This is a genomic window from Arthrobacter woluwensis, from assembly GCF_900105345.1.
In the GTDB taxonomy this organism is placed as follows: Bacteria; Actinomycetota; Actinomycetes; order Actinomycetales; family Micrococcaceae; genus Arthrobacter_E; species Arthrobacter_E woluwensis.
In genome coordinates this window covers 1398583-1413078 of sequence record NZ_FNSN01000003.1, presented here as the reverse complement: position 1 = coordinate 1413078, position 14496 = coordinate 1398583, and the positions used below count along the sequence as shown (strand labels likewise).

At 68.8% G+C, this 14496-nt stretch carries 9 protein-coding genes and 2 tRNA genes; 3 read left to right on the top strand and 8 right to left on the bottom strand.

Annotated elements, in window-relative coordinates; genetic code table 11:
• Positions 1 to 151 precede the first annotated feature (151 nt).
• Both BLV63_RS07110 and BLV63_RS07105 read left to right on the top strand, forming a co-directional pair.
• Positions 152 to 2185, top strand: a complete 2034-nt coding sequence (locus tag BLV63_RS07110) for a TPM domain-containing protein (RefSeq protein ID WP_066211127.1) — start codon at positions 152 to 154, stop codon at positions 2183 to 2185.
• Positions 2186 to 2302: 117 nt separating this feature from the next.
• Positions 2303 to 3112, top strand: coding sequence for a PspA/IM30 family protein (locus tag BLV63_RS07105; RefSeq protein ID WP_066211973.1), 810 nt, complete (start codon positions 2303 to 2305; stop codon positions 3110 to 3112).
• A 201-nt stretch (positions 3113 to 3313) separates the two neighbouring features.
• On the opposite strand, the gene BLV63_RS07100 is transcribed toward BLV63_RS07105, so the two are convergent.
• The 5 genes from BLV63_RS07100 to BLV63_RS07080 form a co-directional block, all read right to left on the bottom strand.
• Positions 3314 to 3847, bottom strand: a complete 534-nt coding sequence (locus BLV63_RS07100; RefSeq protein WP_066211975.1) for a GNAT family N-acetyltransferase — start codon at positions 3845 to 3847, stop codon at positions 3314 to 3316.
• 173 nt (positions 3848 to 4020) lie between these two features.
• Positions 4021 to 4094, bottom strand: a tRNA-Met gene (locus tag BLV63_RS07095).
• A gap of 135 nt (positions 4095 to 4229) precedes the next feature.
• Positions 4230 to 4303: transfer RNA gene (locus tag BLV63_RS07090), tRNA-Met, on the bottom strand.
• Positions 4304 to 4405: 102 nt separating this feature from the next.
• Positions 4406 to 7384: a UPF0182 family membrane protein gene (locus BLV63_RS07085; protein WP_082724009.1), complete on the bottom strand. Its 2979-nt coding sequence runs from the start codon at positions 7382 to 7384 to the stop codon at positions 4406 to 4408.
• A 232-nt stretch (positions 7385 to 7616) separates the two neighbouring features.
• Complete coding sequence (locus BLV63_RS07080; protein WP_066211131.1) at positions 7617 to 8747, bottom strand: YlbL family protein; 1131 nt, start codon at positions 8745 to 8747, stop codon at positions 7617 to 7619.
• 168 nt (positions 8748 to 8915) lie between these two features.
• Here BLV63_RS07080 and BLV63_RS07075 point away from each other — a divergent pair, with 168 nt between their 5' ends.
• A complete protein-coding gene (locus tag BLV63_RS07075; RefSeq protein WP_066211133.1) occupies positions 8916 to 10319 on the top strand; it encodes a zinc-dependent metalloprotease in 1404 nt (467 codons plus the stop codon).
• Positions 10320 to 10406: 87 nt separating this feature from the next.
• On the opposite strand, the gene BLV63_RS07070 is transcribed toward BLV63_RS07075, so the two are convergent.
• The 3 genes from BLV63_RS07070 to nudC all read right to left on the bottom strand — a co-directional run bounded on the left by BLV63_RS07070 (position 10407) and on the right by nudC (position 14458).
• Positions 10407 to 10970 (bottom strand): M48 metallopeptidase family protein, encoded by a 564-nt coding sequence (locus tag BLV63_RS07070; RefSeq protein WP_066211135.1) that lies wholly within the window; start codon positions 10968 to 10970, stop codon positions 10407 to 10409.
• Positions 10967 to 13102 (bottom strand): ATP-dependent DNA helicase UvrD2, encoded by a 2136-nt coding sequence (locus BLV63_RS07065; protein WP_066211136.1) that lies wholly within the window; start codon positions 13100 to 13102, stop codon positions 10967 to 10969. The genes BLV63_RS07070 and BLV63_RS07065 overlap by 4 nt, the downstream gene beginning before the upstream one ends.
• 300 nt (positions 13103 to 13402) lie before the next feature.
• A complete protein-coding gene (gene nudC, locus BLV63_RS07060) occupies positions 13403 to 14458 on the bottom strand; it encodes an NAD(+) diphosphatase (RefSeq protein ID WP_066211138.1) in 1056 nt (351 codons plus the stop codon).
• Between the last annotated feature and the right edge of the window lie 38 nt (positions 14459 to 14496).

The window sequence follows — 14496 nt, the reverse complement described above, 5'->3', positions numbered from 1 at the left end:
GCGGAGTTCCTTTGATGGACGCCCCTTTCGGGGCATGCCTAGAATCAAGGAAATGCCACAGCGGCCAACGGCTGAGCAGTACGGCTGGGGGACGTTCATGGCAGCGGGTCCGACTACCTCAGCGGGTCCCGTGACTGCTGAAAGGTAGCGGATGCGCACCCTGTTGAAACAGGCCAGGACGATTCTCGCCGTGGGGCTGGGCCTCTCGGCCACACTTCTCCTCGGCACCACCGCCGCGCAGGCGGCCGACCCCGTGACCATCGGTCCGGGACAGAACATCGTGGATCCAGGCAACAAGCTCGACCACGGCAAGGTGCAGTCCGCCATCAGCAAGCTGTACAAGGACCAGAAGATCAACCTCTACGTCGTGGTGGTGGACACCTTCACCAACCCCTCGGCCCCGACCGATTGGGCCAACGCGGTGGCCAAGAAGAAGAGCTTCGGTTCCAAGGACCTGCTCTACGTGGTGGCCTCCTCCGAAGGCAAGGCCAATCTGACCCGTGGCCCGAAGAGCCCCATCAGCAATGACCAGCGCGGCAAGATCAGCGACGCCGCCACGGCCCAGCTCGCCCAGGGCAAGCTGGACTTCACCGCGGCAGCGGTCGCGGTCGCCGAGCAGACGGACAAGGAACTCTCCGGCCCCGGGGCCACGCCCTTCCTCGTCGGCGGCGCCGTGGTGGTCGTCGGTGGCGCGGGCGCCTTCTGGCTGGTCCGACGTCGGCGTCAGGCCGCGCAGGCCGCCGGCATTGAGAACGCCCCCACGGAGCAGGACCGCCTCGCCCGGATGAGCATCGAGCAGCTGCGGGCCGAAAGCGGGCCTCTGCTGATCGCCGCCGACGACGCCATCAAGACGAGCGAGCAGGAACTCGGCTTCGCGGAGGCGCAGTTCGGCCCCGACGCGGTGAAGGACTTCGCCGCGGCCGTGCAGCAGGCCAAGGCCCAGCTCAGCGAGTCCTTCAAGTTCCAGCAGCAGCTGGACGACCATATCCCGGACACCCCGGAGCAGCAGCGCACCTGGCTGACCCAGATCATCGGCTACTCCGAAGCGGCGATCGCGTCCCTCACGGATCAGCAGGCGTCCTTCGACTCCCTGCGTGAGCTGGAGAAGAACGCTCCGCAGGCCGTGGTCCGCATCAAGTCCGACGCGGGCACGGCCACCCAGGCCATCCAGGACGCCGAGCAGAAGCTCGAGGGTCTCCGTCAGGGCTACGCCCCGACGGCCCTCGCCCAGGTCCAGGACAACATCGCGCAGGCACGGGAGCGGCTCGACTTCGTCGGCAACGCCGTCAACACCGCCGAGGAGCGCCTGCAAGCCGGCGACGGCGGTCAGGCCGCCGTCGCGGTCCGCGCCGCGGAAGGGGCCCTGGGCCAGGCGCAGAAGCTCGTGGAGGCGATCTCCTCCGTCGACCAGAACCTGGCGCAGGCCAAGACCTCGCTGGAGGCGGCCGTGTCCCAGGCCGCACAGGACCTCGCCCAGGCGAAGGCCTACGCCCAGACCGGTCAGCACCCTGAGCTGAACGGGCCCGTGGCGGGCGTGGAGGCCGCTCTGGCCGGGATCAAGGCCCGCTACCAGGACGGCCACCTCGATCCGGTCGCGGATCTGCAGGCGCTGTCCAACTCGACGGGCGCCCTGGATCAGGTCCTCACGGGCGTGCGGGATCAGCAGGAGCAGGCCCAGCGGGCGCGCGCGTCGCTGCAGCAGAGCATCGTCACGGCCCAGTCGCAGATCAGTGCCACGAGCGATTACGTCGCGGCCCGCCGCGGCGGTGTCGGAACCGAGGCGCGCACCCGACTGGCGGAAGCACAGCGCAATCTCGACTACGCCATCTCCATCTCCCAGAGCGATCCGGTGCAGGCCCTCAACTACGCCAACCAGGCCAACGCGCTGGCCGGACAGGCCGCCCAGCTGGCCCAGTCCGACGTCGACCAGTTCGGCATGAATCAGCGCGGCTACGGCGGCGGTGGCATGTTCGGCGGAGGCAACGGCAACGGGCTGGGAGGCGCGATCCTCGGCGGTCTCCTGATCAACTCGATCCTGAACAGCGGCAACCACCACGACTCCGGCGGGGGCTGGGGCGGTGGCTTCGGCGGAGGCGACTCCGGCGGGGGCGGCTGGGATGGCGGCTTCGGTGGGGGCGACTCCGGCGGCTGGGGCGGCGACTCCGGCGGCGATTCGAGCTTCTGACCCCGCCGGACCAGACCTTCCGACGTCACACACTTTCAGACCCACATCACCCACGAGTCCATGACCACGCCGGCGGCGGCCGCCTTCGGCATCACGGGCCACACGAAAGGTAACACCATGGCAAAGCAGTCCATTTTCGGTCGCATCGCGCAGCTGGCCAAGGCGAACATCAACGCGCTGCTCGATTCCGCCGAAGACCCGCAGAAGATGCTGGACCAGATGGTCCGCGACTACTCCAACAACATCGCGGAAGCGGAGTCGGCCGTGGCCCAGACCATCGGCAACCTCCGCATGCTGGAGCAGGACCACGCCGAGGACGTCCGCAACGCCCAGGACTGGGGCAACAAGGCCCTCGCCGCCTCTCGCAAGGCCGATGAGTTCCGCGCGGCCGGCAACGCAGCCGATGCCCAGAAGTTCGACAACCTGGCCAAGGTCGCCATCCAGCGTCAGATGAGCTCCGAGAACGAGGCCCGCGCGGCCGAGCCCAACATCGCGGCGCAGACCGAGGTGGTGGACCGTCTCAAGACCGGTCTGGACCAGATGCGCGGCAAGCTCAACGAGCTGACCTCCAAGCGCAACGAACTCGTGGCACGCGCGAAGACCGCTCAGGCCCAGACCCAGGTCAACGATGCGCTCCGCAGCATCGACATCATGGATCCCACCAGCGAGGTCGGCCGCTTCGAGCAGAAGATCCGCCGCGAAGAGGCCAAGGTCCTCGGCCAGCAGGAGATCGCCGCATCGAGCCTGGACGCCCAGTTCAACCAGCTCGAGGACCTCGGTGAGCAGACCGAGATCGAGGCCCGCCTGGCCGCCCTGAAGTCCGGTGGCAGCCCCGCCGCGATCTCCGGCACGCCGGCGTCTCCCGCCGCTGCCAAGCCGCTGGCCGGCGCCGGCACCGTGAACGAAGAGGACTTCGACCGCCTCTGAGGCTCACCGGCTCCTGACGGAGCCTGAACGGGTGCGCACTACCGTGAAAGAGCCCCCGGACCCTTGGTGGTCCGGGGGCTCTTCTGTTCGCTCTCGACGCCGGGTGCCGGCCCGGCCCGCCGATGGGTGCTTCTGGCACGGGAGAGCCTGGCACGGGTTCATCGGGGCCGGTGCCGGGCATGGCGGGGCCGGTGCCCGGCCTCAGCCCTCGTTGAGCCGCTGGAACAGCCGGTGGTCCTGCCACCGGCCCTGGATCCTCAGATACCGGGGGGCTGTGCCGAAGACGGTGAAGCCGTTCTTCAGGAGCACCCGCTGGGACGCCGTATTGTGCAGCAGCGTGCCCGCCTCCAGTCGGTGGAGCCCCAGCGTGCTGAAACCGTGCTCGACGGCCTCCCCCACGGCCCTGCCGGCCAGGCCGCGGCCGGTCCGCCCGGCGGCGACCCAGTAGCCCAGGCTGCCCGATTCGAAGGCGCCCCGCACGATGTTGTTGATGTTCAGGCGTCCGGCCACGGCGCCGTCGTCGTCCACGATGACGAAGGGCGCCCTGCTCCCCTGTGCCAGCGCGTCCAGCGCGCCGCGGATCTCCGCGCGCTGGCCCTCCTCCGTGAAGAAGAACTCGGGCCGCACGGGCTCCCACGGCGCCAGGTGCTCCCGGCTCTCTTGGAGCAGGGCGGCGACGGCGGGGGCATCGTTCAGAGTGATCGGGCGCAGGGTGTGGGGGCGCAAGGTGGTCATCAGCTCATCCTGCTCGGCGCCGGGCCGGACGGCAAGCGGACGGGCCACCTCCCGGGTGGAGTCGAGCTTGCACTTTCTCGGGGTTCCGCCCCGACGACTCCCGAGAAACTGCAAGCTCGACCCGTGCCAGGGTATGAAAAAGGGCCGGAACCCATGGTTCCGGCCCTTGCGCGTTGCGGGGACAGGATTTGAACCTGTGACCTCTGGGTTATGAGCCCAGCGAGCTACCGAACTGCTCCACCCCGCGTCGTACCCTCAACGCTACCCGCTGAGACCCTCCAGACCAATTCGGGGCCGCGTGATCTCCGCCTCATGCGCCGGGCCCCGGAAAAGCACCGGGAAAACAAGAAGGCCGGAACCATTGGTTCCGGCCTTCTGCCAGTTGCGGGGACAGGATTTGAACCTGTGACCTCTGGGTTATGAGCCCAGCGAGCTACCGAACTGCTCCACCCCGCGTCGCATGAACTACTCTACCGGCTGATGAACCGCAGACCAAATCGAGGTGACGTGATCAGCGCCTCACCTGCCGCGACACACGACGCGGGGCGGGCTTCCGGGCTACTTCCCCGGGCTGGCCGAGGGGCTCGACGACGGCGACGGGCTGGGCGTCGCCCCGCCCTGAGCGCCCTCGGCGGCCAGCGCCCGGTTCAGCGCGTCCTGCAGCTTCTTCTGCTGCTCGCCATAGGCCGCGAAGTCGCCGTTCTTCAGGGCCGCCTGGCCGGCGTCGATCGCCTTCTTCGCATCGTCCAGAGCCGCCTTCAGGCCCGGTGCGGGAGCCGTGCCGCCGCCGGTGTTGCCCGAGGACGAGCCGGAGCCTGTGCCGCCGCCGTTGCCGTTGTTGTTCGCGGCGTCGCCGGCCTTGGTGCCCGAGTTGCCGCCGAACAGCTGATCGAGTGCCGCATCGAGCGTCGGAGCGAAGCCGACCTGGTCACCGAACGCCACCAGCACGCGCTGCAGCGTCGGGTACGCGGTGCTGCCGGTCGATTTCAGGTAGACCGGCTGCACGTAGAGCAGACCGCCACCCATCGGCACCGTGAGCAGGTTGCCGCTCACCACGGACGAGGCGCCCTGCCGCAGCAGGTTCAGCTCGCGGGAGACATTCGGATCCGAGTCGAACTTGTTCTGCGCCTGACCCGGGCCCGGCACCAGCGTGTCGGTGGGCAGCTTGAGGAGCTCGAGCTGGCCGTACTTCGGATCCTTGACGCCGGTCTTGTCGCCGGCGTCGCCGTTCGCGGCCAGGAAGCCGTACAACACGTTACGGGCGTTGCCGCCCACGGTCTGCGGGATGAAGGTGCTCGTGAGGCGGAACGCCGTGCTGGACTCGCCCGGCATCTGCAGGGACATGTAGTACGGCGGCTGCTTCACGGGGGTGACGTCATTGCCCTTCACGGTCGGATCGTTGGGCACGCTCCACGCGTCGTTGTTCTGGTAGAAGCCGTCGGCGTTGGTCACGTGGTACCGGCCGAGCAGCTCACGCTGGACCTTGAAGAGGTCCTCCGGGTAACGGACGTGACTGATCAGGTCGCCGGACATCTCGGAGAGCGGCTTCACCGTGCTGGGGAAGACCTTCTGCCAGGCCTTGAGGATCGGGTCCTGATCGTCCCAGGCATACAGCGAGACGGAACCGTCGTAGGCGTCCACCGTGGCCTTGACCGAGTTGCGGATGTAGTTCACCGACTCACCGGGCAGCGCCGAGAGGCGGCCCGCAGCGGTCTGCGAATCGCGGGTGGCGGTGTCCAGCTCCTGCGACTGGGAGTAGGGCAGATCGCTGCTGGTGGTGTATCCGTCCACGATCCACTTCACGCGGCCGTCCACGACGGCCGGGTACGCGTTGCCGTCGATGGTGAGGTACGGGGCGACCTTCTCCACACGCTGGCGCGGGTTCCGGTCGTAGAGGATCTGGGAGTCGGCGTTCACGCCGTCTGAAAGGAGCAGATCGGAGGACTGGAACTTGATCGCGTACAGCAGCTTGTTCAGCGGGTTGCCCACGTTCGGGCCGCCGTTGCCGGTGAAGGTGTACTGGGTTTCGCCCTTGTCCTTGCTGGCCGGGCGGTCCTGCTCGCGGTGCGGAGAGCCGTCGGGGGCGCCCACGATCGAGTACTCCGGCGAGTTCTCACCGAAGTAGATCCGCGGCTGGTACTTGCTGTCGTCACCGAACATGCCGTTGCTCGGGATGCCCGCCTGCAGGAAGTCCGGCTTGCCGTCCGAGGTGAACTTGTTGCCCTTGGCCGCCACGACGCCGTAGCCGTGCGTGTAGACGATGTGCTTGTTGTACCAGGACTGCTGGTTCGCGTTCAGGCCGTCCGGGTTCAGCTCGCGCAGGGCGATCACCGTGTCCTGGACCTTGCCGTTGACCTTGTAGCGGTCCACGTTCAGCGTTTCAGGGAACTGGTAGTAGGGACGGTACTGCTCGAGCTGTTCGAACGACGCCGACACCAGGTTCGGGTCCAGCAGACGGATGCTGGCCGCGGTCTCCGCGTCACCGCGCAGGGCGCCCTGAGCCGCCGTCGTGGTCGCCTTGTAGTCCTTGACCGCGATCTTGTCGAGGCCGTACGCGGCGCGGGTGGCGTCGATGTTCCGCTGGATGAACTCCTTCTCCAGGGTCTGCTCCGAGGGGCGGACCTGGAACTGCTGGATGACCCACGGGTACAGGCCGCCCGCGAGGAGGGAGGTGATGATCAGCATGGCGGTGCCGATGACGGGCAGGCGCCACTTGCCGATGACCGCGGCCACGATGAAGAGCACGGCCACGATCGCTGCGGCCACCGCCAGGATCGAGCGGGTGGGCACCACGGCGTTCACATCCGTGTAGAGGGCGCCGGCCCAGCGTCCGACGTTGGGATTCTGCACGGTGGTGTAGCGGCCGAGCCAGTAGTTGGCGGCCAGCAGGAGGAGGAAGACGGCGATCGTGATGCCGAGCTGCAGACGGGCGGCATGGCTGAAGAACACGCCGCGCGGCTGGATCCGGATCGCACCGTAGAGGTAGTGGGTCAGCAGACCCGCGAGTCCCGCCACGGCCACGATGCTCATGAGCAGGGACAGCAGGAATCCGAGGAACGGCAGCGAGAAGACGTAGAAGCCCAGGTCGAGGTTGAACTGGGGGTCGGTCCGGCCGAACGACTCCTGGTTGAAGAAGAGCAGGACCTTCGGCCACTGCCCCATCGCCGCGGTGCCCGCGAAGAGGCCGAGGACCGCCGGAAGGCCGATCATCACGGCCCGGCGCACCGGCTCCAGCTGAGCCTGGTAACGGCCCAGATTGTCCTGTGCGGCCTGATCAGGCGCATAGACGGGGCGGGCCCGGTAGGCCACTCGGATCGAGAAGTAGACGGCCAGTCCCATGAGCAGGAACACGGCCAGGAAGACTCCGATCCGCGCCAGATTCTGGGTCACGAAGACCCCGATGAACCCGAGCTGCTGGTACCAGAGGACGTCGGTCCAGACATTGGCGAAGAAGACGAAGCCGGCCACGAGTGCGGCCACCACGATGAGTGTTGGCACGAAGGCTCCGCGTCGCCTGCGGGGCCCGGGGGCTGACATGGGATGGGGTGTTCCTGACACGCTCAGTACCTCGATGGAAGTTTCGCTGCGGTGATGGACGGGGGACCCGTCACACCTGTTCCACGAACGGATCGGCCGTGAGGTTCCCCGCCTTCAGCCTAACTCCCCCGCCCCTCGCCCCGCCCGGGCCGTTCCCGCACGGCCTGCCGGATGACGTGGCACGACGCCGCGGAGCGGGCCGGGCGCCACCCGGCCACGCGCCGTCGGAGGCTCAGCCTGCCGAGCAGTGCGGCAGGGCGGCGAGGTCACCGCCCTTGGCGTAGGTCTCCACCGCGGTGCGGGCGTCCGACACCGTGCTCACCTTCACGACCTCCAGCCCGTCCGGGATGTGGCCGACCACTTCGTCGCAGTTGGCCGCCGGGGCCAGGAAGAGGCCCGCGCCGGCCGAGTGGGCACCGTGCATCTTCTGCGCGATGCCGCCGATCGGCCCGACCTGGCCATCCGGGGTGATGGTGCCCGTGCCGGCGATGTGCTTCCCTCCGGTCAGATCGCCCGGGGTCAGCGTGTCGATGAGACCGAGGGTGAACATGAGGCCGGCGCTCGGACCGCCCACCTGGTCCAGCTGGTACTGGACCTTGAACGGGAACTCGAAGGAGAAGGCGAGCCCGATGCCCATGAGGTACCGGCCGTCATCGTCCTTCACGGGGGCGAAGCGGACGGTCGGCTTGTCACTCCCGCGCTGCACCTGGACGGACACCTCGTTGCCGTTCGACGCGGCGAGCGCGTCACGGACGGCGGTCATCGAGGTGGAAGGTTTCCCGTCGATGCTCAGGAGGACGTCGCCGTCCTTCAGCTTGCCCTCGGCCGGAGAGTTCTGGGTGAAGCCGCCCACCGTGAGCTTCTGCTGGAACGGGATCTTCAGCGCACCCAGGGCCGCCGCAGTGGCGTTCTCCTGGGAACTGGTCATGGCCTGGGCGTTCTCCTTCTGGTTCTGCTCCTTGGTGACGCCCTTGGGGAAGATCTGGGCCTCGTCGTAGACCGCCTTGGACGGATCGAGGAACGCCTGGATCAGCTCGAAGCCCGTCACCTTGCCGCCGGGGCCGCCCGAGACGTACACGGTGGTGAGGTCGAGGTCGCCCTGGGCCGGGAAACTCTCGTGCCCGGTGACCTGGATGACCTTCTTGTCCTCGACGGTGCCGATCGTGTTGTAGGTCGGACCCGGGGATTCGATCACATACGGGAGGGGCACGAGAGAGCCGAACGCGAGCACCGCGAAGAACAGTCCCCAGAGCACGGCGCCCAGCGGGAAACGACGACGGCGCCGCCCTCCTGGCGTGCCCTCCGGCGGGGCCGGCGTCGAATAGGGCTGCGCCGGCGGGGTCGCCGGGAACTGCTCGCTCATGGTTTCCTTCCGGATCAACGGTGCTCACTCAAGGGTAGGCGGCGAAACTGGGTGTCTCCCGCCGTCGGACCGTGCTTTGCCCTCAGCGAAACCGCCATCGGCACCGGCGACAGGGCCACCCGGCCGGAGGTACCGTGAAGGAAAAGGCCCAGGAAAGATCGGTGGACCATGAGCAACGAGCCCAACACGAACAACCCCGGCGAGGATCCCCAGGACCAGTTCCAGGAGATGCTGCGGCGACTCATGGGAGGTGCTGCGCCGGAGGGCTTCGACGTCCAGGAGTTCGCCAAGGCCAGCGGCCTTCCGGATGACCCCCAGTTCCTGGCCTCCATGTTCCAGCAGGTGCAGGCGATGCTCTCGTCCAGCTCCGACGGCCCGGTGAACTGGAAACTGGCCCACGACACCGCACGGAACGTCGCCGCTCAGTCGAGCGACCCGACCCCCAGCTCCGTCGAACAGCGCGACGTCGATCAGACCCTCCGCCTGGCGGACATGTGGCTCAACAAGGTCACCGACTTCCCCGAGCCGAACATCATCGGCAAGGCCTGGTCCCGTGCCGAGTGGGTCGAAGCCACCATGCCGACCTGGCGCCGCCTGACGGAGCCCGTGGCCAACAGTGTCGCCAAGGCCCTCACCGACGCCATGACGCAGAACCTGCCCGAGGAGCTCAAGCTGCAGGGCCTCGGCGGCATGATGGGCGGGGCCGGCTCCATGCTCCAGAACATGGGCGGCGCCATCTTCGCGATGCAGCTTGGCCAGGCGATCGGGTCGCTGGCCACCGAAGTGGTGGGCTCCACCGAGATCGGCATCCCGCTGGCGGACCTCGAGATGGCCCTGCTGCCCACGAACATCGCGGCATTCGGCGAAGGCCTGGAGATCCCTGCCGAGGACGTCCGGATCTACCTCGGTGTCCGCGAAGCCGCCCACGCCCGCCTCTTCACCTCCGTGCCGTGGCTGCGCGGTTACGTCCTGGGCGCCATCGAGGACTACGCGCGGGGCATCCACATCGACGTCTCGCGCATCCAGGACCTGGCTCAGGACGTCGACCCGTCCAACCCCGAGTCCCTACAGGCCGCGCTCCAGGAAGGCGTGTTCATGCCGGAACGGACCCCCGCCCAGCAGGCCGCGCTCGACAAGCTGGAGACCGCGCTCGCCCTCATCGAAGGATGGGTCGACGAAGTGACCACGGAAGCGCTCGAGGGTGTGCTGAGCACCGCCCCGGCACTGAGGGAGACGGTCCGCCGTCGTCGCGCCACGGGCGGTCCCGCCGAGCACGCGTTCTCCTCGCTCGTGGGCCTGGAGCTCCGGCCGCGCCGCCTCCGTGAGGCCGCCGCCCTCTGGGCCGCGCTGAAGGAGGAACGCGGGACCGAGGGACGCGACGCCGTGTGGAAGCACCCCGACCTCATCCCGACCACGGAGGATCTCAACGACCCCCAGGGCTTCGGCGCCCGCCGTCAGCTGGCCGAGGCGAGCGACGCCGAAGTGGACGACGCGATCGAGAAGCTGCTCTCCGGCGGTTTCGACGGTCCCGCCGAGGGGCCGACGGACGAGGACGGCAAGCCCGGCGCCTGAGGCACCGAGATCTTGTGTGCTCAGTTGTTGCGGATGATGCGCCGCATGACCCGCACCAACTGAGCACACAAGCTCACCGGGCCGTCATCAGTCCTCGCTGAGGCCCCTCGACTGCGCGTACGCAACGCCCGAAAGGAACGCCTTCGCCTTCTCCAGATCGGGGTAGGCCGAACACAGCTTCCAGAAGTCCGGGCCGTGCCCCGCCACGAGCAAGTGCGTCAGTTCGTGCACCAGGACGTAGTCGACCACCCAGTCGGGCATGCCCTGGAGCTTGTCGGAAAGCCTGATGGAGCGGTCCGCGGGGGTGGCGGATCCCCACCGCGAATTCTGGTTGCTGACCCAGCGGACGCTGCTCGGCCGTGCCTGACCGCCTAGGTACCGCTGGGACAGGAGCCGGGCGCGCTCGGCGAGTTCGTCGTCGTTGCGGCCGGCCGCCTTGCCGGAGGCTTCCCTCGACTGGAGGCGGAGCAGCATCTTCTGCACCCATTCGTCCTCCTGAGCGTGGGTGAAGCGCGCCGGGATGGCGACGACGACAGTCCCGCCCTCCCAGAACGCGCTCACCGTCCGCTTGCGGCGGGCCGAGCGGCGCACCACCACGGGGGTCCCGTCCGGCGCGAACCGGGGCTGCTCCGCTTGACCCGCACGGCTCATTGAGCCGCCACCACCTTCAGCACGGCCTCCCCGTACTTCTCGAGTTTGCGCTGCCCCACGCCGGAGAGGACCGCTAGCGCCTCCATGGTCTCCGGCTTCTCCTCCGCGATCAGCGTGAGGGTCGCATCGGTGAAGACCACATAGGCCGGGACGTCGGCCGAGGAGGCCTCCGCCTTGCGCCACTCACGCAGCGCCTCGAACAGCTTCTCGTCCAGCGACGGCGGGCAGTCGACGCAGCGTCCCACCTTCCGTTCCGGGCCGGTGGTGAGCTGCGTTCCGCACACCTTGCACTGGGTCGCGACGGCCTTGACGCGGTTCTTGCGGAGCCGTGCCGCGGATTCGCGCACCGTGGTGCCGTTGCCACCGGGCCGCAGGGCGTCGAGGAAGCGGGACGGCTTCCGATGGGCCCGGCCGCCGGGGGTTCGCGCCGTGGACCAGGTGAAGCAGAGGTCGGTCCGCGCACGGGTGATGCCGACATAGAGCAGGCGCCGCTCCTCATCCACGTCGGACGGGGTCTCGGCGAAGGAGATCGGCATGAGGCCTTCACTCATGCCCACCAGGAACACGGCGTCCCATTCGAGGCCCTTGGCGGAGTGCAGCGAGGCGAGGGTGACACCCTGCACCGTCGGGGCGTGCTGGGCCGTGGCCCGCTCCTGGAGCTCCGTCACGAAGTCGAGCAGGGAGAACTCCTCCCCGCGGCTGGCCGCCAGATCCTGCGCCAGGTTGACCAGGGCCGCCAGGGACTCCCAGCGCTCCCGGACGGCGCCGCCGCCCACCGGCGCCTCGGACGTGTAGCCGAGGCTCGACAGGACATCCGCCACGGTTCCGGCCACGGCGGCGCCGCGGGTCGAATCCGCCCGCGACGCGGCCCGCAGCTGGAGCATGCCTTCACGCACTTCGCGGCGCTGGAAGAACCGTTCCCCGCCACGGAGCTGATACGGGATGTCCCGGGCGGACAGGGCCTGTTCGAATGCCTCGGACTGTCCGTTGGTGCGGAACAGCACGGCGATCTGTGCCGCCGGGGTCCCGGCGGCGATGAGCGTCGCGATGCGTTCGGCCACGACCGCGGACTCCGCCTCGTCGTCGGGGCACTCGATGAACACGGGTTCCGCGGCGTGCGGGCGCTGAGCGACGAGTTCCATGGGCTTCGCCCAGATCTTGTCGGCCTCCGGCCCACCCGAGGGGCGACTGTGCAGGAGGGTGTTCGCGAGCTTCACGACTTCCGGCGTCGAGCGGTAGTCCCGGATCAGGCGCACCACCTGCGCCTGCGGGTAGGTCTTCGGGAAGTCGAGGAGATGCCGCGGGGTCGCGCCCGTGAAGGAGTAGATGGTCTGGCTGGCATCGCCCACGACGCACAGTTCCTCACGGCCGCCCAGCCAGAGCTGGAGGAGCCGTTCCTGGAGCGGGGAGACGTCCTGGTACTCGTCCACCACGAAGTGCCGGTACTGGTCGCGGACCGTCGCGGCCACCTTGGGGTCCTCTTCCAGGATGCCCACCGTGATGAGCAGGACGTCCTCGAAGTCGATGATGTTGCGGTCTGTCTTCACCTCTTCGTATGCCTCGAAGATGCGCGCGACGGCGGGCAGCTCCAGGCCGCCCGGCTCGCCACGGCCCTGCGCGCGGGCGAGGTAGTTGGCCGGGGTCAGCATCGAGACCTTGGCCCACTCGATCTCGGCCGCGATGTCCCGCACCGCGGCCCGGTCCACGGTCAGGCGCAGCCTGCGGGCCGACTCCGCGATGAGACCGGCCTTGTGGTCCAGGAGCTGCGGGACCGAGCCGCCGATCGCCTGCGGCCAGAAGTACTGGAGCTGGCGGAGCGCCGCCGCGTGGAAGGTGCGGGCCTGCACCGCGGGAACGCCGAGGTCCCGCAGGCGGCTGCGCATCTCCGCGGCGGCGCGAGCCGTGAACGTCACCGCGAGAAGGCGCTGTGGGGTGTAGACCCCGGAGTGGACGCCGTACGCGATGCGATGCGTGATGGCGCGCGTCTTACCGGTCCCGGCGCCGGCCAGGACACACAGCGGCCCGGTCAGCGTGGTCGCGACCGCTCGCTGTTCCGCATCCAGGCCTCCGAGAATCCGTTCCTCGAGGCTGCTGCCATTCTCCACGTCCAGGGTGGTTGCTCCTTCAGTCACTGCGGCCCGTGAGGTGCCGTGTCATGCGTCGTGCGTGGTCTTGCGGGTGATGCTGCGGTGTGGTCGGCAATGGTGCTGCGACCGGTGGGCCGCTGGCGCTTCGGTGGTCGAGGCGCCGGCGGCGCTTCGGTGTGAGCGGTCGGTGTCACGCCCCTCCATCCTGCTGGATCCGGATCGGTGGTGAGGCGGCAAGGCCGATGCACACCGGTCGCAGTCGCCTCAGATCCAGGTGTCTGAGCTCCAGGTGTCTGAGCTCCTGGTTGTCGGAACCGCAAGTGCCGGGAACCGTCGCTCGCCGGTTCAGGTCCTTACGCTCACCGGCGGCGCCGGAGGTTCCAGCACGTCACCGCCGTACCAATGTTCGATCAGATTCCTCGCGATCGACAAGCGGCTCGGAATGATCACCGTGCCGGCCAGGACGGCCTCCTGCAGCTCTTCACGGGTGAACCAGCGGGCATGCGTGACCTCGACGCCGTCCGGCCGGGCGTCGCTGCTCCGGGTCCGCGCGGTGAACCCCAGCATGAGGGACGCGGGGAAGGGCCAGGACTGCGATCCGAGGTACTGGACCGCGTCCACCTCGACCGCGACTTCCTCCCCCAGCTCGCGGACGACCGCCTGTTCCAGGGACTCCCCTGGGTCGACGAAGCCCGCCAGGACCGAATGACCTTTGCCGTCCGCCGGTCCGCCACCGCCCAGCAGGATCCGGCCGTCCGGTCCCACCACACTGACGATGATGGCGGGATCCATCCGCGGGAATATCTCCACGTTCTCCCGGGGACAGCGCCGCACCCAGCCGCTCTGCTCGGTCTCCGTCGGCGTCCCGCAGCGCGGGCAGAACCCGTGGCCCTCGTGCCACCCCGCGATCGCCTGGGCCTCGATGAACAGCTCTGACTCCAGAGCGGAGAGCCACGCGCCGCTCTCGCGGTAGCCACGCCACACGGTGCCCGCGGGAAGTGCGGGGTGATCTGCCGCGAGCGGTTCGCTCAGCACCAGGGCGACGACGGCGGTGCCCGCCGGCAGCGCACCGTCGCCGGGCGCGGGGGCCGGGCCGGCGTCGTCGTCGTGCGGAGGGCGCACACGGCCCAGGTGGATCTCCTGCAGAACGCGGACCGGACCCAGGGAGTCGACCTCGGCGGGCGAGAGGAAGACGAGACGCTGTGTGTCCTCGCCGGAGACCACCGGGGTGCTGCGCTGGGCCAGAAGAAGGTACCGCGTGGCGGGGTCTTCGCGGAGCGCCGCCAGAGCTCCAGCACCGGCTCGTTCCCCCGAAACGCGGTCCATGAGGGCCGGGGGCGTCCCGAGAACCGTCGGTGAGAGCAGACCTGCGGAAGTGGTGGAAAGCCCTGGGGAATGCATGTCTCAACCGTACCCACTGCCCTCCGGGATTGGCGACT